This window comes from Prauserella muralis (assembly GCF_003202285.1).
GTDB classification, from domain to species: domain Bacteria; phylum Actinomycetota; class Actinomycetes; order Mycobacteriales; family Pseudonocardiaceae; genus Prauserella_B; species Prauserella_B muralis.
This window is the reverse complement of record NZ_MASW01000001.1, coordinates 1,985,263-2,004,369: the sequence shown is the minus strand read 5'-3', so window position 1 is coordinate 2,004,369 and position 19,107 is coordinate 1,985,263. Positions and strand designations below refer to the sequence as shown.

The following is a 19,107-nucleotide window of genomic DNA, read 5'->3' as shown; positions in this document are numbered from 1 at the left end:
CGATTCCTAGAGGTTGTTCAGCGCGCCCGTGCGGCGCACGGCGGCGAGGTAGACCAGCATGATCACCACCGGCACCGTGGCGACCGTCGCGGCGAAGGGCAGGTTGTTGGCGGCGCCGATGTTGTCGTAGACGACGTTGCCGAGCATCTGGCTCGTGCCGCCGACGATGCGCACGGCGATGTAGTCACCCAGCGACAGCGAGAACGTGAAGATCGAGCCCGCCACGATGGCGGGGAACGTCAGCGGCAGGATCACCGAGCGAAACGTCCGCCACGGGCGCGCCCCGAGGTCACCCGAGGCGTCCACAAGCGACTCCGGCAGCCGTTCCAGCCCGGCGTAGATCGGCAGGATCATGTACGGCAGCCACAGGTACGAGAGCGTGAGCACGGTGGCGAACACGCCGTAGCCCGGACTGTCCACACCGAACGGCGTTCCCAGCCACGAGATCACGCCGTCGCCGGAGAGCATGATCCGCCATGAGTAGGCCTTCACCAGGTAGCTGGCCCACAGCGGCGTCATCACCGCGATCACGAGGATGCGCTGGGTGCGCGGGGAGCAGAACTTGGCCATCGCGAAGGCCATGGGGAACGCGATCACGGCATCGATCACCGTCACCAGTGCGGCGATGCCGAGCGTGCGCAGCGTGATGGTGCGGTAGACCTCGTCGGTGACGAGGGTGCGGAAGTTGTCCAGCGTCCAGTCCCGCACCACCTGGCCGGTGAAGGTGTCGGTGTGCCAGAAGGCGGTGACGAAGAGGGCCGCGAGCGCGCCGAGATAGGCCAGCCCGAGCCACAGCATCGGCGCCGAGAGCAGCGCCGTGAGACGCAGCCTCGGATTGCGGTGGAAGAAGCTCGACACGCCGTGTCGCGGCGCGCTCGCGGTCGTCGTCATGTGCTCAGCCCTTGATCTCGGTCCAGGCGCGGGTCCACTGGCCGTAGTCGGTGCATTTCACGTCGGTGCGGCCGTCGACGCACTGCTCGATCGGTGTGGTCCAGTACCAGATCCGGGAGGCGTACTCGGCGTCACCGGCGTGGTAGTTGTCGCAGTGCTTGGCGTCGGAGGTCAGCTCGCACGCCTTCGGGTTGGCGGGCGCCTCGCCGAAGTACTCGGCCACGGCGGCGTTGGCCTCCGGGCTGACGATGTGGTTGAGCCACTTGTAGGCACAGGTCTTGCGCTCCGACTTCGCCGACACCATCCAGGTGTCCGACCAGCCGGTGGCACCCTCGGACGGCAGCACCGACGACACCGGCGCCCCCTCCCCCGCGGTCAGGTTCACCGTCACCTGCCACGCGGTGCCCACCACGGCGTCGCCGTTCTTGAAGGCCTGGCTCTCCTTGAGGTAGTCCGACCAGTACTCGCTGACCATCGGGCGCTGCTTCTTGAGCAGGTCCACGGCGGCCTTGAACTGCTTGTCGTCGAGCGCGTACGGGTTCTTGATGCCCAGGTCGGGCTGGTGCTTCATGAGGTACAGCGCGGCGTCGGCGATGTAGATCGGCGAGTCGTAGGCCGTGATCTTGCCCTTGTACGGGGAGTCCTCGTCGAACACGGCCGACCACGAGTCGGGCGCCGGCTTGACCTTGTCGGTGCGGTAGGCCAGCACGTTGGCGCCCCAGCCGTGCGGAACGCCGTAGGAGGTGCCGTCGACGCTGTTCCACGACTTGTTCTTGAGGAAGTCGTAGACGTCGGCGTAGTTCGGGATCAGGTCGGTGTTCACCGGCTCGACGTCCCCGGCCGCGATGAGCCGCAGCGACGCGTCGCCGGAGGCGGAGACGACGTCGTACTGGCCGGTCTTCATCAGGTTCACGGCCTCGTCGGAGGTGCCGAACGGCTTGACGTTGACCTGGCAGCCGGTCTCCTTCTCGAACGGCGTCACCCAGTCCACGTTCGGGTCGTTGGAGCCGTCCTCGGCGTAGCCCGGCCACGCCAGGATGTTGAGCTGGCCCTCCGGCTCGCCCAGCTTCTGCAGGGCGGGCAGGTCGGGCGGGGTGAAGGTGCCACCGCCGGATCCCGAGCCGGAGCCGGACGCCGAGTCGCCGCCGCTGGTACCGCACGCCACGGTGGTGCCTGCGCACAGTAAGCCCGCGAACAGCAGGATGACGGACTTGCGTTTCCTCATCTGATCTTTCTCCTTACCTGTGGTCACTGGCGTCGGGCACGCGGAAGCTGTGCTCGGAGCGCCACACCAGCCGGACCCTGCTGCCGGCGAGCTCGAACGCCGGGCTGCCCTCGTTCTGCCGCACCGCGGCGAGCTGGCCGCCCACGTCGAGGGCGACCTCGTAGCGCACCGTGGCCCCGGCGTAGACGACGTCGGTGACGGTGCCGGTTGCGCTGACCTCGTCCGTCCCTGCCGGGGCCGCGAGGTCGGTGTCGACGCGGATCTTCTCCGGCCGGATGCTGTAGACGCCGCTCCTGCCGAGCACGGCCTCGGCGCCGCGGCCGCCGAGCAGGTTCGACGTGCCGACGAACCCGGCGACGAACGCGCTGGCCGGGCGCTCGTAGACCTCGACCGGTGTGCCGACCTGCTCGATGCGCCCCTGGTCGAACACCGCGATGCGGTCACTCATCGTCAGCGCCTCGTCCTGGTCGTGGGTGACGAACACGAACGTGATGCCGACCTCGCGCTGGATCTGCTTGAGTTCCACCTGCATGGCCTGGCGCAGCTTGAGGTCGAGCGCGCCGAGCGGTTCGTCGAGCAGCAGCACCTTGGGCCGGTTGACCAGTGCCCTGGCGAGCGCGACGCGCTGCCGCTGCCCGCCGGAGAGCTGGGCGGGCCTGCGCTGGGCGAAGTCCTCCAGCCGCACGGTGCGCAGCGCCTCCCTGGCCCGTTCGGCGCGCTGGGCCTTCGGCACCCGCTTGACCCGCAGCCCGTACTCGACGTTGGCCTGCACGCTCATGTGCGGGAACAGCGCGTAGTCCTGGAACACCGTGTTGACGTCGCGCTGGAACGGCGCGAGCCTGCTGACGTCGCTGCCGGCCAGCTCGACGGTGCCGCTGGTGGGCAGCTCGAAGCCGGCGATCATGCGCAGCACCGTGGTCTTGCCGGAGCCGGAGGGGCCGAGCATGGCGAAGAACTCACCCTGCGCGATGTCGAGGTCGATGCCGTCGACGGCGGTGACGGTGCCGAAGGTCTTGCGCAGCTCCCGCAGCCGCACGGCGGGCAGCGGCTCCGGCGCTCCGGCGGCGCCGGAGACCGGCGCGGCGGACACGGCGGACGGCGCCTGGTTCGGTGACATGTCGGGCCCCTTCCTTCACAGCGCCGTCATGACGTGCTTGACGCGGGTGTAGTCCTCGAGCCCGTACAGGGAGAGGTCCTTGCCGTAGCCCGACTTCTTGAACCCGCCGTGCGGCATCTCGGCGACCAGCGGGATGTGGGTGTTGATCCACACGCAGCCGAAGTCGAGCCCGGCCGCGAACCGCATCGCCCGGGCGTGGTCGGCGGTCCACACCGAGGACGCGAGGCCGTAGCGCACGCCGTTGGCGACGGCCAGCGCCTCGTCGTCGGAGCCGAAGCGCTGCACGGTGATCACCGGGCCGAAGATCTCCTCCTGCGACACCTCGTCGTCCTGCCGCACGCCGGAGACGACCGTGGGCTCGAAGAAGTAGCCGGTCTCGCCCTGGCGCCGTCCTCCCGTGTGGACGCCGGCGTGCGCGGGCAGCCGGTCGAGCAGGCCGGTGACCTTGGCGAGCTGGCCCGCGTTGTTGAGCGGGCCGTAGGCCACGCCGGTGTCGGACGGGGCGCCGGTGCGGGTGTCCCGCGCCTGGCGGGTGAGCGCGGCGACGAAGTCGTCGTGGGCGGCGTCCTGGACGAGCACGCGGGTGGCGGCGGTGCAGTCCTGACCCGCGTTGAAGTACCCGGCGGCGGCGATGGCCTCGGCGGCGGCGTCGAGGTCGGCGTCGGCGAAGACCAGCACGGGCGCCTTGCCGCCCAGCTCCAGGTGCACGCGTTTGAGGTCGGCGGCCGCCGAACCGGCCACCTCGGTGCCCGCGCGCACGGACCCGGTGATCGACACCATCGCGGGGATCGGGTGCTCGACGAGTGCCCTGCCGGTGCCGCGGTCGCCGCACACGACGTTGAGCACCCCGGGCGGGAGGAACTCGGCGGCGATCTCGGCGAGCAGCAGGGTCGACGCCGGGGTGGTGTCGGAGGGCTTGAGCACGACCGTGTTGCCGGCGGCGAGCGCGGGCGCGATCTTCCAGATGGCCATCAGCAGCGGGTAGTTCCAGGGCGTCACCTGGGCGCAGACGCCCACCGGCTCCCTGCGGACGAACGACGTGTGCCCGGCCAGGTACTCGGCGGCGGCCTTGCCCTCGAGCACGCGGGCCGCACCGGCGAAGAAGCGCACCTGGTCGGTCATCATCGGCAGCTCTTCGGCGGCGGTGAGCGCGAGCGGCTTGCCGGTGTCGGCCGACTCGACCCGCACGAGCTCCTCGGCGCGCGCCTCCATGGCGTCGGCGAGGCGCAACAGCGCGAGCTGCCGCTCGGCGGGCGTGGTGTGCCGCCACGTCTCGAACGCGGTGGCCGCCGTCCGCAGGGCCCGGTCGACGTCCTCGGGCCCGGCGACGGGCGCCGTGCAGTAGGGCTGCCCGGTGACCGGGTCGATGATGTCCGCGCCCGCGTCACCGGCGCCGTCGACGTACTCGCCGCCGATGAAGTGTCTGAGCTGTCGCATGGCGACGAAACATATAAGTCCATATGTAATATGACAAGACTTTGAGGCAAGATTGGCTCCATCGGGTCGCGGAGGAACCGAGGGGACGCATGCCGGAACGGATCTCGCTCAGCGCGCGGACGGCGATGTTCGCCCCGCTGGATCAGACGGGCAGGGTCGAGGCGGTGACCAAACGACTGGTCGACGCCATCACGCTGGGACTGCTCGCCGACGAGGAGCAGTTGCCCAGCGAGGCCGAGCTCGCCGGGCAGTTCGGCGTCTCCACGGTGACCGTCCGGGAGGCACTGATGGCGCTGCGGCAGCAGGGCCTCGTGGAGACCCGGCGCGGGCGCACGGGCGGCAGCTTCGTCCGCGCACCCAAGGACGGGCAGGCGGCCTCGCTGCGCGAACGGCTCCGGGGACTGTCGCTGACGGACCTGCGCGACGTCGGCGACCACTACCTCGCCGTGGCGGGCGCGGCGGCGAAGCTGGCCGCCGAGCGCAGCTCCGCCGAGGACGTCGAGCGGCTGGAGCTGGCCACCGACGACCTGCGGGGCGCCACCGGCGCGGAGGCCTCCCGGGCCGAGCGCCACTTCCACCTGGAGGTGGCCGCCGCCGCGCAGTCGCCCCGGCTGACCCAGCAGGAGGTGCAGCTGCAGGGCGAGCTGGGCGCGCTGCTGTGGCTGCACACGGGCGAGCACGCCGAGCAGGCCCGCGACGAGCACCGGGCCATCACCGACGCCATCGCCGACGCCGACGCCGAGCGGGCCCGCAGGCTCACCGAAGAGCACATCTTGGCCGCGATCGACCGCTTGGCCGAGCTGCACCTAGGCCTTTTGGAGCCATGACCTCTAAGCTGCCCCCAGCCGACACGAGGTGGGATCGATGGTGACCAACACGCGCGCACTGCTCGGCGACGAGATCGTCGAACAGGTCTCGGCTCTGGTCGAGGCGGTCTTCGACGGCCTCGGCCCGCTCGCCACGCAGGCGGGCGGGCTGTTCGCGGGCGAGTCCCCGCCGAGCGCGGCCGACCTGGAACGGCTGCGCCCGCTGGTGCTGGACGCGCTGAGCGGCGTGCACGGCCTCGTGGTCGGCGCGGGGTTCATCGCGGCCCCGCACGCGCTCGCCGACCAGGAGCTCGGCTTCGAGTGGTGGACCGCGACCGGCGACACGCAGCCCCGGCAGCTGTTCATCAGCCTCGACCCGAGCAGCGACCACTTCCTCGACTACACGCGCCAGTCGTGGTTCACGGTGCCGCGGGACACCGGGCGCAGGCACATCACCGGCCCCTACGTCGACTACCTGTGCACCGACGAGTACACCCTCACCTTCACCGTGCCGGTGCGCGCGGGCGGGACGTTCGCCGGGGTCGTGGGCTCCGACGTGTACGTCCGGGAGCTGGAACGTCTGCTCCAGCGGCGGCTGCGCGGGCTGCCCGGCCGCGCCGCCCTCGTCAACACCCAGGGCAGGGTGATCGTGTCCAACACGCCCCGCCAGCCCGCCGGGTCGCTGGTGCGGGCGTTCGACATCCCCGCCTGGTGGGGCTCCGGAGCCGAGCCGGTGTCCGAACCGGACACGACGCTGCGGCGCTGCGGCGACGCCCCGATCGCGCTGCTGGTGGCGCGCTAGAACTCGTCCACCGCGCTGAGCGCCACCCACAGCTCGGCCCGCGTACCCGGGGCGTCCAGGTCGCGCCCGGTCAGCTCCGCCACCTTCGCCATGCGGTTGCGCAGCGTGTGCCGGTGCACGCCGAGCCGAGCCGCGGCCCGCTCGGTGTGCCCGTTGTGCTCCAGCCAGCAGCGCAGCGACCGCACCAGCTCTCCCCTGCCGTGCCGGTCGTGCTCCCGCAGCGGCGCAAGCAGCTCGTCGGCCAGCGCCAGGGTGGCGTCGCGGCCGAGCAGGCCGGCCAGTCCGGTGGCGGCGTGCTCGGCGTAGCGCAGCACCGCTGTCCGGCCCGCGCGCGCCGCCTCCGCCGCCCGCCGTGCCTGCCGGTACCCGGCGGCGACGTCCGCTGTGGACGGTGAGACTCCGGCGTGCAGGCCGGTGATGCGGTGCGGCAGCCCGGTGGCGCGCTCGTCGGCGAGCACCACGAGGGTGTCGTCGTGCTCGGCGAAGAACCCGCCGTGCCCACCGTCCTCCAGCGCCTCGGCGGCCGCCGCCCTGGCCCGGCGGGGACCGGTGAGGACCACGACCGGCCACGGAGGCGCGGGCAGCGGGCCGAACACCGCGGCGATGGTGTCGGCCGCGAGCGTGGCCTGCCCGCCGAGCAGCAGCCGGGCCAGGCCCGTGCGCAGTCCCCGCAGCGCCGTGCCGTGACTGCGCTGCCGTTCCTGCGACAGCGACAGCAGCGCGGCGGCGGTGGCGATGACGTGCTGGTCGGCGGCGTCGAACCCGGTGGCCCTTCCCGCCGCGAGGAACCCGCGGGTGCGGGCGCCCAGCGCCTGCACGACGGCCTCGCCGTCACCGGCGGGCACCAGCAGGGCGCCGCCGCGCACCCGGCCCAGCTCGCCCCGCAGCCCCTCGCCCCGCGCCCGCGCCGCGGCGGGCGCGGCCTCCCGCACGCCGCCGTCGCCGTCGAGCAGCAGGACCCAGCCGTCCACCAGCCGCGCGAGCGTGCGGACCAAAGCGCCCGGCTCGCGGTGCCGCAGCGCCGTCCTGGTGAGCTCCTGCTGGCCCCGGCCGGTGCGCACCACGGCGGCATAGGTGTCGGCGGCCACGGCGGCCGACACCGCCTTGGTGATCGCGATGAACGGCGTGGCTCTCGGCACCTCCAGCAGCGGCAGCCCGGCCCGTTCCGCGGCGCGCACCAGCGCGGGGGGCACCTCGGCGTGGCTGAGGCCGCTGCCGAAGCCCACCCCGGCCACCCCGGCGGACACCAGCCTGCGCACGTAGCCGTCCAGCGGCTCGCCGCCCAGGGCGAGCCCCGTGGTGAGCAGCAGCTCGCCTCCGTCGAGGAACGCGGTGGGATCGGCAAGCTCGGTGGGATGGACCCACGCGATCGCCCGGTCGAGCCCGTCCGCACCGGCGCGGACGCGCAGACCGAGGTCGCGTCGCGCGGCCAGAGCACGCAGGATGAGTGCCATACTGGCGAACTCTAGTCGCCGAACTGTCCGAACCGGCGTGGTGACCCGAGGCCGGGCAGGGCACATGCTGGGCTCATGACAGCCACCACCACGCATCGCAGGCTGCGCACCGAGATCCCCGGCCCCGCCTCGCGGGCCCTGCAGCAGCGGCGCGCGGGCGCCGTCGCGGCCGGGGTGAGCTCGGTGCTGCCGGTCTACGTCACCTCCGCCGACGGAGGGCTGCTCACCGACGCCGACGGCAACACGCTCATCGACCTGGGTTCCGGCATCGCGGTCACCAACGTGGGCCACGCCGTGCCCGCCGTGGTCGACCGCGTGCGCAGGCAGGCCGGGGAGTTCACGCACACGTGCTTCATGGTCGCGCCCTACGAGGGCTACGTGGAGGTGTGCGAGGCGCTGGCCGAGCTCACCCCCGGCGAGCACGCCAAACGCTCGGTGCTGTTCAACTCCGGCGCCGAGGCCGTGGAGAACGCGGTGAAGATCGCGCGGGTCGCCACCGGAAGGCAGGCCGTGGTGGTGCTCGACCACGCCTACCACGGGCGCACCAACCTCACGATGGCGCTGACCGCCAAGTCGGTGCCCTACAAACACGGCTTCGGCCCGTTCGCGCCCGAGGTGTACCGCGTGCCGGGCTCCTACCCGTTCCGCGACACACCGGGCGTGACCGGTGCGCAGGCGGCCGCCGCCGCGATCGACAGGATCGAGAAGCAGATCGGTGGCGACGCCGTGGCCGCCGTGGTCGTGGAGCCGATCCAGGGCGAGGGCGGCTTCATCGACCCGGCACCCGGCTTCCTGCCCGCGCTGGCGCGATGGTGCGCCGAGCAGGGCGCGCTGTTCGTCGCCGACGAGGTGCAGACCGGGTTCTGCCGCACCGGCGACTGGTTCGCGTGCGAGCACGAGGGAGTCGTGCCCGATCTGATCGCGACGGCGAAGGGCATCGCGGCCGGGCTGCCGCTGGCCGCCGTCACCGGGCGCGCCGAGCTGGTCGACGCCGTGCCGCCGGGCGGGCTCGGCGGCACGTACGGCGGCAACCCGGTGGCGTGCGCCGCCGCGCTCGGCTCGATCGAGACCCTGCGCGCGCAGCGGCTGGACCGGGCCGCCCGCGCGATCGGCGACGTGGCGCTGCCCCGGCTGCGGGCGCTGGCCGCCGAGACCGGCGTGATCGGTGACGTGCGCGGGCGCGGCGCGATGCTCGCCGCCGAGTTCGTCCGGCCCGGCACGACCGAGCCGGATCCCGCACTGACCAAACGGGTCGCGGCGGCCTGCCATGCCGAGGGCGTGGTGGTGCTGACCTGCGGCACCTACGGCAACGTGGTGCGCCTGCTGCCCCCGCTGTCGCTGCCCGCCGACGTCCTCGACGAGGGCCTGACCGTGCTGGAGCAGGCCGTGCGGACGGAGGCCGCGGCATGAGCACGCCGTTCTGGGTCGCGGGCAAGCCCGTCACCCGTGCCGAGACCGCCGTCGTCCGCCACTCCTACGACGACAGCGAGGCGGGTACGCACGCCGTGCCGGCCGACGCGGACGTCGAGGAGGCCGTCGCCGCCGCGCACGCGGTGCGCGCCGAGGCCGCCGCCCTGCCCGCGCACGTGCGGGCGGGCGCGCTCGACCACGTCTCGCGGGCGCTGACCGAGCGGGCCGAGGAGTTCGCCGCGCTGATCACCGCCGAGTCGGCCAAGCCCATCAAGTGGGCACGCGCCGAGGTGGGCAGGGCGGCCTCGACGTTTCGCTGGGCCGCCGAGGAGGCGCGACGTTTCGCGGGCGAACTGCAGCGGCTCGACACCGACCCGGGCGGCACCGGGCGGTTCGCGCTGGTGCGGCGGGTGCCGAGGGGCCCGGTGCTGGGCATCACGCCGTTCAACTTCCCGCTCAACCTGGTGGCGCACAAGGTGGCGCCCGCGATCGCGGTGGGCGCGCCGATCGTGCTCAAGCCGGCGCCCGCGACGCCGCTGACGGCGCTCGCGCTCGGCGAGGTGCTCGCGGAGACCGGACTGCCCGCGGGCAGCTGGTCGGTGCTGCCGGTCGGCAACGACGCGGCCGCACGGCTGGTCACCGACCCGCGCCTGCCGGTGGTGTCGTTCACCGGCTCGGTGCCGGTGGGCTGGGGTATCCGCGACGCCGCGCCACGCAAGCACGTCACGCTGGAGCTGGGCGGCAACGCCGCGGTGATCGTGGCGCCGGACTGGCCCGACCTCGACTTCGCCGCCGAGCGGATCGCCACGTTCGCCATGTACCAGGCAGGGCAGTCGTGCATCTCCGTGCAGCGGGTCTACGCGCACGCCGACGTGTTCGGCGAGCTGTCCGAACGGGTGGTGGCGAAGGTGCGCGCGCTCGGCACCGGCGACCCGCGCTCGCCGCGGACCGACGTCGGCCCGCTCATCAACACGGCCGCCGCGCGGCGGGTGGAGTCGTGGATCGACGAGGCCGTCGCGGCGGGCGCGCGGCGCGACACGGGCGGTGGGCGCCACGGCGCCACCGTCGCGCCCACCGTGCTCACCCACGTCCCCGAGGACGTGTCGGTGCAGGCGGACGAGGTGTTCGGGCCGGTCGTGTCGGTCAACCGCGTCGCGTCGGTGGACGAGGCGCTGCGGCTGGTCAACGCCTCCCGGTTCGGACTGCAGGCCGGGGTGTTCACGCGTGACCTTCCGACGGCGTTCCACGCGTCCGCGACCCTCGACGTGGGCGGCGTCGTGGTCGGCGACGTGCCGAGCTTCCGCGCCGACCAGATGCCCTACGGCGGGGTGAAGGACTCCGGCGTCGGCCGGGAGGGCCCTGCCGCGGCGATGACGGACCTCACCGAGGAGCGCGTCACCGTCCTGACCGGACTGACGCTGTGAGCGCGGCGTGCGCGGGGACCAATGACGGCCCGTACCAGGTGAGGTAGCGGCCCGACACGAGCGCGTACGGCACACCGGGAAAGGCCTCGGGCCCGTCGTCGTCGGTGAACTCGTACGGCTCGTCGGGCAGCACCAGCAGGTCGGCCTCGCCGTCGGCGAACCGGCCGCGCAGCTCGTCGAGCTTCGGGCGCGGGTAGCGCTCGGCGTGGCCGGAGTAGACGGTCGCGACACCGAGGCGGCGCAGCACGTCGCCGCCGAAGGTGTCGCGGCCGAGCACCACCCACGGCTTGCGCCACACCGGGACCACGGCGCGAGCCCACACCGGCGGCACGTCCCGCCACCGCCGATCGGCCTCGGTGAGCCACCCGGGTTCGGCGATCCCGAAGGCCTCGGTGAACAGCGTCCGCAGCGAGGTCAGCGCGGCGGGCACGGTGGCCGGAGCGGCCATCACCCACACCGGCACGCCCTCCGCGCGCAGCCGCGCCACGTCCTCGGGCCGGTTCTCCTCGGAGTTGGCGAGCACGAGGCCGGGCCGCAAGGCGAGCACGGCGTCGACCTTCGGGTACTTGGAGCCGCCCACTCTCGGCACGTCGAGCGTGGGCGGGTGGGTGCAGTAGTCGGTGGCCCCGGTGACGGTGCCCGGCAGCGTGGCCTCGACGGCCTCGGTGAGCGCGGGCACGAGCGACACCACGCGCGACGGCGGCCCGGCCAGACCGACGTCGGCGCCGAGATCGTCCTTCACGAGCAGTACTCCAGCAGCACGTCGGCGTGGCAGGGTTGGGGCGCGCACCAGCAGCCGAGCGCGAGGCCGTCCAGTTCGCCGCCGCGCAGGCGGCGCAGCAGCTCGGGCTGTTCGGCGAGGTACTCCCGGTAGTGGCGGATCATCGCCTGGCGATCCTGCTTGCCCTCCTTGACGAACGGGTTGGCGAAATCGGACTCCGGCCACGCGTGCCGGTTGCCCGCGTGCCCGACGTAGGCGATGAGGTTCTGCTCCACCAGCCACGGCACGAGGTGCTTGTGCGGCCCGGACCTGCGGACGTTGACCACGACGCTGTGCCCGTCGAGCACCTGCTCGCGCAGGTCGTGCTCCCACCGGGTCCACGCGTCACCGGACGGGTCCTTCAAAGGAGACCTTCCTCCCCTCGGTGTCGACGGCGGTGAGCCGCACGGCGATGCGGCCGCTGTCGGGAAAGCCGCTGCCGGTGCACCTGGTCAGCACGGGCGGGTCCTCGACGAACACCTCGGCCCGGTTCTCCTCCGCGCGCAACACGACGGCGTCGAACGTCCGCCCGACGTGCTCGGCGAGGATCCAGGCCTCCACCTGGTCGAGGCACGCCCGCTCGACCCTGGCCGCGCGGGTGTCCGAGGCGCTCATCAGCTCGGGCAGGTCGGCCAGCGCCGCCCGGACCCACGCGGGCACCGCGCGCCCGTGCGTCACCGCGAGGCACACCTCGGTGGCGAAGCGGTCGACCAGCCGCCGGATGGGCGCGGTGACGTGTGCGTAGGGGCCGCCGATGCCTGCGTGGGTGGCCAGCTCCGGCACCCCGCCGTCGAACGCGGTGTACCCGGCGCCACGCAGCAGCCTGGTCGTCCCCGCGTAGAGGGCGAGCGACGACGGCTGCCGGGGATCGAGCCCGGCGAGCAGTTCCGACACCGTGGCGTCCTCGGGCCAGGCGATGCCCAGCGCCGTCGCCGTGCGGCGCAGCCAGTCGACGGCGTCGTCGCCCGCCTCGGGCAGCGTACGCAGCACGCCGACACCCGCCTCGAGCATGATCGAGGCGGCCGCCATGCCGGTGAGCAGCGAGATCTCGGAGTTCCACAGCTCCACGTCGTTGCGGGGACGCAGGGTGAGCAGCCAGCGGCCGTCCGGGCCCGCCGCGATCTCCTGCTCGGGCAGCTGCAGCTCGACGGCACCCCGGCGCACCGCCAGGTCGCGGCGGAGCCTGCCCAGCTCGGGCAGCGCGGCGATCGAAGGGTGCGCCCGCCCGCCGTCGATGGCGGCCTGCACCGTCTCGTAGTCGAACTGCTCGGTCGACCGCACGAGCGCGCGCCGCACCCGCACGGCGGTCGGCTCGCCGCCCGAGTCGGTGTCGATGGTCCACAGGACGGCGGGCCGGGTGGCACCCGGCAGCAGGCTGGCCGCGCCCTCCGACAGCTCGGGCGGGTGCAGGCCGACGTTGCCGTCCGGCAGGTACAGCGTCTGGCCGCGCCTGCGGGCCTCGCGGTCCACCTGACCGCCGGGCCGCACGAAGGCGCCGAGGTCGGCGATGGCGTAGTGCACCCGGAACCGGCCCGCGGGCAGGCGTTGCAGGTACACGGCCTGGTCGAGGTCCTTGGAACCGGGCGGGTCGATGGTCACCAGCGGCAGATCGGTGGCGTCCTCGCGGCCGCCCTCGGCGTCGGCGGGGTCGCCCGCGACGGCCTCGGCCTCGGCGAGTACGTCGGGCGGGAAGGATTCCGGCAGCTCGAAGTCGGCGCGCAGCGAGGCGAAGTCGCCGGCGCCCGGCGTGTGGACCACCAGAGCCACACCCAAACCCTAACGCGGCGAGGGTGCCCGGTGACCCGTTCGAGTGCGGCTCACCCGGGTGTACGGTACGCGCACAGGAAATGAAAACCGATCCCACTTTCAGGAGTTACCCGTGAAGGTCGCCTTCGTCGGCAAGGGCGGTAGCGGAAAGACGACGCTGGCCTCGCTGTTCACGTCCTATCTCGCCGAAGCCGGGCACCCGGTGCTGGCCATCGACGCCGACATCAACCAGCACCTGGCCATGGCGCTGGGCGCGAGTGAGGAGCAGGCCGCGGCGCTGCCGACCCTCGGCGACAACCTGCCGCTGATCAAGGAGTACCTGCGGGGTGACAACCCCCGCATTCCCAGCGCCGCGGCGATGATCAAGACGACGCCGCCGGGACGCGGGTCGCGGCTGGTGACGCTCGGCGAGAACAACCCGATCACCGACGCGTGCGTGCGCCGGGTGGGCGGCGTGCGCCTGGCGGTCACCGGCCAGTTCGCCGACGACGACCTCGGCGTCTCCTGCTACCACTCCAAGGTCGGCGCCGCCGAGCTGCTGCTCAACCACCTCGTCGACGAGGCGGGCGAGTACGTCGTGGTGGACATGACCGCGGGAGCGGACGCGTTCGCCTCGGGCCTGTTCACGCGGTTCGACGTGACGTTCCTGGTGTGCGAGCCGACCGTGCGCAGCGTCGGCGTGTTCCGACAGTACACCGGCTACGCGCGCGACTTCGGCGTGCGGCTGGCCGTGGTGGGCAACAAGGTCACCGACGACGAGGACGTGGACTTCCTGCGCGAGCAGGTCGGCGAGTCCCTGCTGGGCTGGGTCACCGGATCCGGGCACGTCCGCGCCGCCGAGCGCGGCAGGCCCCGCCCGATCGGCGAGCTGGAACCGCACAACCTCGGCACGCTGCGCACCATGCTCTCCACTGTGGACTCCACGACGCGGGACTGGGAGACCTACCAGCGGCAGGCCGTGGAGTTCCACCTGCGCAACGCCAACGCGTGGGCAGGCTCGGAACTGGCCGCGCAGGTGGACCCGGACTTCGTGCCGGGACCGCTGGCGACGGCGTCGAGCTAGCTACTGGTCCTCGCCGCCCCATTCGGCGTCGGCCTTGTCGGCCTGGCGGGTGCGCTCGCGAGCGATCTCGAGCGCCCGCCGGGCCGTCTCCTCGTCCGGGTAGGGCCCCATCCGGTCGATGGCCCTGGACACCTCGCCGTGCTCGACCTCGCCCGTCCTGGTGTTGAACCACCATCCGGGGTCCGGGTTCGGATCCTTGCTCATCGGTGCCATACCTCCAGCGTCGCACGGGACAGGGCCGGCAGCACCCCGCTCAGGGGCGGTAACGGTAGGGGATCTCCGTCGGCTCGTCGCCGGTCGGGCCGAACTCGCCGCCACCCGGCTCGGTCCGCCGCCCGCCGCCCTCGCCGGGCATCTCGTCGAACCAGCCCCGCTCGCGGCGCTCGCTCTCGGCCGCTGCCCGCGGCTCCGGCGCCGACCGCTGCTCGGAGACCGGTGCCCGCTCCGCGGGCTGTTCCGGCGCGGGTTGATCCACCGCTGGTGGCTCGGCAGCCGGACCCGGCTCCGGGCGCTGGACGGGCTGCTCCGGCAGGGGCGAGGCCGCGGGGCGTTGCCCGGCCGAGCCGGCCACCGACCGGGCGGTGGGCGGGGGCGGCAACGGTGGCGCGGCCGGCTGCGCAGGCTGCGGGGTGGTCCGCCACACCGGCTGGGGGCCGATGTTCATCGGCGCCGGGCCGCCCGGCTGCGCCGCCTGTGCCTGAGCCCGCGCCTGCTCCACCTGCCGCACGATCGGGTCCAGGCAGGACACCAGCACGGTGGTGTTGTCCGGGTCCTCGACCTTGCGGCCGCTGCGCTCCCGGTACACCATCTCGCCGTCCCCGTCGATCTCCACGAGGTACCCGGCCTCGGCGAGCTGCTCCTCGTCGAGGTCCACCAGCCGCTCCGGCCGCGACGGCACCACCCGGTAGGTCGGCCACGACAGGCGGCCGTGCGTCTCGTGGAACTGGGCGAGCAGGTTGGTCATCTGCTGCTGCCACGGCAGCGGCATCGACTCCGCGAGGGAACGCGGCAGCACGACGTAGCCCGCCTCGACGCCCGGCCAGCCCCGGCGCAGGTAGTCGGCGAGCGGGGTACTCGACGCCGGGGGCGCGTTGCGCGGGGCCGACGGGACGCCGAACATGGTGCGCGGGTCGGCGTCCAGACCGGGGTCCTGCCTGCCGGACTTGCCGCGCTTACCCCACTTCTTGGCCATGACTGTCACTCCTCGTCACAACGAACGCCTCACACGCCCGGCCGCACGGCCTGGGGCAGCAGCTCGGCCTCGTCCCACGCCACCGGCCGGGTGTGCACCGGGACGCCGCTCTGCTGCGCTTCCACGATCTTCCCGTCGCCCAGATACATCGCAACATGGTGAATGGTGGCCGGGTTCGACGGGTCGTAGGCCCAGAACAGCAGGTCGCCCGGCTGCGCCTGCTCCACCGGCAGCATCGCGCCCGCCTTGTACTGGTCGCGGGACACGCGCGGCAGCGTGATCCCCGCCGCCTCGTAGGCCCGCAGCATCAGCCCGGAGCAGTCGTAGGAGTCGGGGCCCGTCGCGCCCCACACGTACGGCTTGCCCCGCTCGCCGAGCGCGAACTGGATGGCCTTGCCCGCGACCTCGTTGGGTGGCAGCACGGGGCCCATGCCTTGGCCGCAGCCGGTGGCGTCCTGGATGTTGCCGACGTTCTCGACCAGGTGCACCGCCATCGGCTCCCAGTCGTGGTAGCGGTCGGGAAACGCCGAGCGCTCGACAGCCTGCGCCGCCTCACCGGGCCGCATCTGCTCCCAGCCCGGGACGGACTCGAGCACGTCGTAGAACTTGTTGACCTGGTACGGCGGGTTGGTGACCTGGGCGACGGTGCCCCAGCCCATCGAAGGGCGCATCTGGAAGATGCCGAGGGAGTCGCGGTCGCCGTAGTTCAGGTTGCGCAGGCGCGACTCGGTCATCCCCGCCTGGATGGCGATCTGCCACGCCCTCGGGGACAGGTCGCGTTCCTTGCCGATCGAGATGATCAGCGCGACGATGGCGCGCTGCTCGGCGTCCAGCTCGGCCGCCTCGCCCGCGCCCCGGTCGCGCTGGCCAGGCTGGGTGGGCCCGAGCGCGGCGTCGCAGCTCAGCGGCGTCACCCCGGCGGCCTGCTGCCTGCTGTCGAGGATGGTCACCATGCCCGCGGCCAGCAACACGGTGATGACGGCCGCGGTGAAGCACCCGACCAGAACCCCGGCGCGCACGGCTAGCCCACCTGGTCGTAGTGCGCCACGCGCCAGCCGGCGTCTGTGCGCACCACGGTGATGCTCAGCGACGGACCATCCGTGGGCACGTGCGCCTCCACCGAACTGGTGTAGGAGGCGGCGGCCCTGGGCTCACCGGTGACCTTGGTGGCCGGGATGTTGGCCGGGTTCACCGACCGCATCACCGGCAGGTACTCCTCGGTGGTGTAGGGGCGAAGACCGTTCAGCCACTGCTCGCTGGTGATGCCCTTCGGGTGCTTGACCCACGCGGACGCCCACTTCTTGGCGACGTCCAGCGCGGCGGGAGCGGGCGGCGCGGTGGTGGGTGAGGCCAGCGGTTCGGAGAGCCGCGTGGGCAGGGCGCTCGTGGACAGCGTGTCCCCCGAACCCGGCCGGGTCTCCCCGCTGCCCGCCGAGGTCTCGGTGGTGGTCGGCGACGCGGCGCCCGCGTCGCCGGGGCCGCCGAGCAGCCGCGGCAGCACGATGCCCGCGGCCACGACGATGGCCACGACCATGATCGCCGTGCCGATGAGGTGAGCGGGCGAGCGCAGCGGCCAGCCCCACAGGCGGCGGTACACCGCCGCCCGGCCCCGGTGTGTGCGAATCGGCATCCCGGCCCCCTACCGCACCAGGTGGTCGGTGTCGCGGACGTCGTCGCCCCGGACCTCCAGCCCGCGGGACGGCCGGTACAGCACGAACACCGGCTTGCCCGCCACGAGCTCCGGCTCCACCCGGCGCGGCTGTGGCGCGGCGCCGACCGGCTGGGGCGGCGGCTGCGGCCCTCGCGGGGGTGGCGTCTGGTAGGCCGCGCCCTCGGCCGCCGACCCCGCCGAGGCGATGCGCGACGGCACGACGAACGGGTCGGCGTCGTCGCCGCGGTCCCAGCTGCGGTCGCTCACCGGCACGGTGTCGACGCGCCTGCTGGGCACGGTGACGGTGGGTCGCTGCTGCTGCATGTAGTCCCCCGGCGAGCGGCCGGGCGTGAACCCGGCGAACGCGCCCGCGGGCGCACCGCCTCCGGCGGGCAGGGCGGGCCGGCCGCCCGCGCCCTCCAGCGTGCCGCCGCCCGCACCGGGCCAGTGCGAGGCCGGGTGCATCGCGCCGCCCGAGGTCGAGTCCAGCCGCTGCGCGGTGGCCATGACCGCCGCCTCCGGACGGCCCCGGCCACGCGTGGCACCCGCCTGGCCCCGGGTCTGCGACCCGCCCGCGGCCTCGTCCTCGTCGCGCACGGTGCGCCAGAACTCGTCCTGCGGTGTCGGCTCGGTCGACTGTTTGCGGAAGCGGGAGAACAGCCCACCGCGGGGTGTCGGCACCGCGGAGCCGACCATGCTGACCGACATCTCGACCATCTGCCACAGCCGCCGGGCAGGTCTGCCGACCATGAACAGCAGCACCGTGACGAGTCCCGCGATGACCATCTGCGTCAGCATCGACAGTGCACTGCCCGCCGAGAAGATCGCCTGCAGCAGCAGGGCATGCACACCCGCTAGGACGGACAGCACGAGGAGGTTGAAGACCACCGTGCCGAGCACCTTGCCGACGCGCCTCAGGATGTCGTGGTGCAGGATCGCCACGAGGCCGATGAGCGGAGCAGTGAGCGTGAACAGGCGCACGAGGACCTGCGCGAGCAACACGGCCAGCTTGGCGAACAGCTGGAACAACGCGTAGACGAGGCTTTGCAGAAGGCTGAGCAGACCCGTGCCGGTACGACTGCCGTCCTCTCCGGTGAAGTACCCGGTGGCCGGTCCCAGCTGATTCGCGATGTTCTCGAAGTTCTGCTTCTTCTGTTCGATGACCTGCTGGTTGCCGTCGTCGCCGTTGACCATCTGGTTCCAGGTGAACGCCTGGGCGTCCAGCAGCCGCCTGCCGAACTGCTCGGCCTGCGGCGCGTCGGGTGATCCGAACTCGCCGCGCAGCCAGTTCTTGTAGACGACCTCGTTGTGCAGCATCGTCGGCAGCACGTGCCGCACCACGCGGTTCTCGGAATCGTCGACGAAGCCCGCCTGGATCTGCGACGTGGTCCGCACGATGGCGTCGTCGATCGTGTCGTAATAGCGCAGCATCGCCATGGACGACGCCGCGAGCCAGACCCCGGCTAGAGCCAGCAACGCCCGCCTGCTCACCGTCGACAGGTCACCACGCCAGATGTTGCGGAACATGAAGATCGCCAGCAACAGCGCGAACAGCCCGAACAGCTGCGCGTAGATGTTGTTGTAGACCTTCTCCGCGCCGCTGGAGACCGCATTGTCGAGCGGTGCAAGCAGCCGGCTGTTGATCACCGTGTAGTGCAGTGCGTTCGTGGCACCGACGATGTTCTTGCCGATGTTGTACAGCTGGTTGCCCGCCCACGTGTCGACCGTGGTGTTCGGGTCCGAGATCGCGAGCGCACCGCTGTCGCAGTCGTAGACGTGCCAGACCATGCCGGCGTAGCCGTAGTCGACATAGGCGCTGCGCGCTTCGCCCTGGCCGTGCGGCGGGTCGACGGCGCCGACCATGCCGGACCCCGGACGCTCCGGATTCGGCGCCTCACAGTTCTGCGCCGCGGCCGGTGGCGCGGTGGCCAGCAGCTGCAGCCCGAGCAGGGCGACGACCAGGAGCAGGGACCGGCGTCTCTCGTGCCCCCGGGCCGGGCGCACGACACCCTGCCGCCGCCTGCGCACGCGCCGCCACGCCCACGCGCAGCCGAGAACGACCAGCAGCGTCAGCAGGGTGCTCATGCGGACCGCTCCACGAGTCCGCG

The 19,107-nt window shown here is 72.9% G+C and carries 18 protein-coding genes; 5 read left to right on the top strand and 13 right to left on the bottom strand.

The annotated features are described in order from the left end of the window. Positions 1-6: 6 nt before the first annotated feature. The 4 genes from BAY60_RS10655 to BAY60_RS10640 are packed head-to-tail and all read right to left on the bottom strand — an operon-like array spanning position 7 to position 4,670. Positions 7-891: an ABC transporter permease gene (locus tag BAY60_RS10655; protein ID WP_170160348.1), complete on the bottom strand. Its 885-nt coding sequence runs from the start codon at positions 889-891 to the stop codon at positions 7-9. Between the two features lie 4 nt (positions 892-895). Next, positions 896-2,116: an ABC transporter substrate-binding protein gene (locus tag BAY60_RS10650; RefSeq protein WP_112280558.1), complete on the bottom strand. Its 1,221-nt coding sequence runs from the start codon at positions 2,114-2,116 to the stop codon at positions 896-898. Positions 2,117-2,129: 13 nt separating this feature from the next. Continuing rightward, a complete protein-coding gene (locus BAY60_RS10645) occupies positions 2,130-3,233 on the bottom strand; it encodes an ABC transporter ATP-binding protein (RefSeq protein ID WP_112280557.1) in 1,104 nt (367 codons plus the stop codon). Between the two features lie 15 nt (positions 3,234-3,248). Further along, complete coding sequence (locus BAY60_RS10640) at positions 3,249-4,670, bottom strand: gamma-aminobutyraldehyde dehydrogenase (RefSeq protein WP_112280556.1); 1,422 nt, start codon at positions 4,668-4,670, stop codon at positions 3,249-3,251. 125 nt (positions 4,671-4,795) lie between these two features. Between BAY60_RS10640 and BAY60_RS10635 the strand changes: the two genes are divergently transcribed. Both BAY60_RS10635 and BAY60_RS10630 read left to right on the top strand, forming a co-directional pair. Then, positions 4,796-5,497, top strand: a complete 702-nt coding sequence (locus BAY60_RS10635; RefSeq protein WP_112280861.1) for a FadR/GntR family transcriptional regulator — start codon at positions 4,796-4,798, stop codon at positions 5,495-5,497. A 37-nt stretch (positions 5,498-5,534) separates the two neighbouring features. Beyond that, positions 5,535-6,278, top strand: coding sequence for a cache domain-containing protein (locus tag BAY60_RS10630; RefSeq protein WP_112280555.1), 744 nt, complete (start codon positions 5,535-5,537; stop codon positions 6,276-6,278). On the opposite strand, the gene BAY60_RS10625 is transcribed toward BAY60_RS10630, so the two are convergent. Beyond that, positions 6,275-7,732 carry a PucR family transcriptional regulator gene (locus tag BAY60_RS10625; protein WP_112280554.1) on the bottom strand — a complete coding sequence of 486 codons (1,458 nt, stop codon included), beginning with the start codon at positions 7,730-7,732 and terminating at the stop codon, positions 6,275-6,277. The two genes, BAY60_RS10630 and BAY60_RS10625, sit on opposite strands and share 4 nt — an antisense overlap. 75 nt (positions 7,733-7,807) lie before the next feature. On the opposite strand from BAY60_RS10625, the gene gabT reads away from it, so the two are divergent. Beyond that, positions 7,808-9,142 carry a 4-aminobutyrate--2-oxoglutarate transaminase gene (gene gabT / locus BAY60_RS10620; RefSeq protein ID WP_112280553.1) on the top strand — a complete coding sequence of 445 codons (1,335 nt, stop codon included), beginning with the start codon at positions 7,808-7,810 and terminating at the stop codon, positions 9,140-9,142. Further along, a complete protein-coding gene (locus BAY60_RS10615; RefSeq protein WP_112280552.1) occupies positions 9,139-10,566 on the top strand; it encodes an aldehyde dehydrogenase family protein in 1,428 nt (475 codons plus the stop codon). The genes gabT and BAY60_RS10615 overlap by 4 nt, the downstream gene beginning before the upstream one ends. Here BAY60_RS10615 and BAY60_RS10610 read toward each other — a convergent pair. From BAY60_RS10610 to BAY60_RS10600, 3 genes are read right to left on the bottom strand one after another with little or no spacing between them, the layout of a single operon-like run. Further along, positions 10,538-11,308: a helical backbone metal receptor gene (locus BAY60_RS10610; protein WP_112280551.1), complete on the bottom strand. Its 771-nt coding sequence runs from the start codon at positions 11,306-11,308 to the stop codon at positions 10,538-10,540. The genes BAY60_RS10615 and BAY60_RS10610 overlap by 29 nt on opposite strands. Beyond that, positions 11,305-11,691, bottom strand: a complete 387-nt coding sequence (locus BAY60_RS10605) for a DUF4326 domain-containing protein (RefSeq protein WP_112280550.1) — start codon at positions 11,689-11,691, stop codon at positions 11,305-11,307. Before BAY60_RS10605 ends, BAY60_RS10610 begins: the two co-directional genes overlap by 4 nt. Beyond that, complete coding sequence (locus tag BAY60_RS10600) at positions 11,672-13,093, bottom strand: RNB domain-containing ribonuclease (RefSeq protein ID WP_112280549.1); 1,422 nt, start codon at positions 13,091-13,093, stop codon at positions 11,672-11,674. Before BAY60_RS10600 ends, BAY60_RS10605 begins: the two co-directional genes overlap by 20 nt. A 112-nt stretch (positions 13,094-13,205) precedes the next feature. On the opposite strand from BAY60_RS10600, the gene BAY60_RS10595 reads away from it, so the two are divergent. After that, the gene (locus tag BAY60_RS10595; RefSeq protein ID WP_112280548.1) at positions 13,206-14,156 is read left to right on the top strand and encodes an ATP-binding protein; all 951 of its coding nucleotides are present in this window, start codon (positions 13,206-13,208) and stop codon (positions 14,154-14,156) included. Here BAY60_RS10595 and BAY60_RS10590 read toward each other — a convergent pair whose 3' ends face one another. From BAY60_RS10590 to BAY60_RS10570, 5 genes are read right to left on the bottom strand one after another with little or no spacing between them, the layout of a single operon-like run. After that, complete coding sequence (locus tag BAY60_RS10590) at positions 14,157-14,369, bottom strand: hypothetical protein (protein ID WP_112280547.1); 213 nt, start codon at positions 14,367-14,369, stop codon at positions 14,157-14,159. It abuts the gene before it with no gap. Between the two features lie 40 nt (positions 14,370-14,409). Further along, entirely contained in the window at positions 14,410-15,348 is a 939-nt protein-coding gene (locus BAY60_RS10585) for a hypothetical protein (protein ID WP_112280546.1), read from the bottom strand. Between the two features lie 29 nt (positions 15,349-15,377). After that, complete coding sequence (locus BAY60_RS10580) at positions 15,378-16,367, bottom strand: C40 family peptidase (RefSeq protein WP_112280545.1); 990 nt, start codon at positions 16,365-16,367, stop codon at positions 15,378-15,380. Positions 16,368-16,369: 2 nt separating this feature from the next. Next, positions 16,370-16,978: a hypothetical protein gene (locus BAY60_RS10575; protein ID WP_112280544.1), complete on the bottom strand. Its 609-nt coding sequence runs from the start codon at positions 16,976-16,978 to the stop codon at positions 16,370-16,372. 9 nt (positions 16,979-16,987) lie between these two features. After that, positions 16,988-19,084 carry a polysaccharide biosynthesis protein gene (locus BAY60_RS10570; protein ID WP_112280543.1) on the bottom strand — a complete coding sequence of 699 codons (2,097 nt, stop codon included), beginning with the start codon at positions 19,082-19,084 and terminating at the stop codon, positions 16,988-16,990. Between the last annotated feature and the right edge of the window lie 23 nt (positions 19,085-19,107).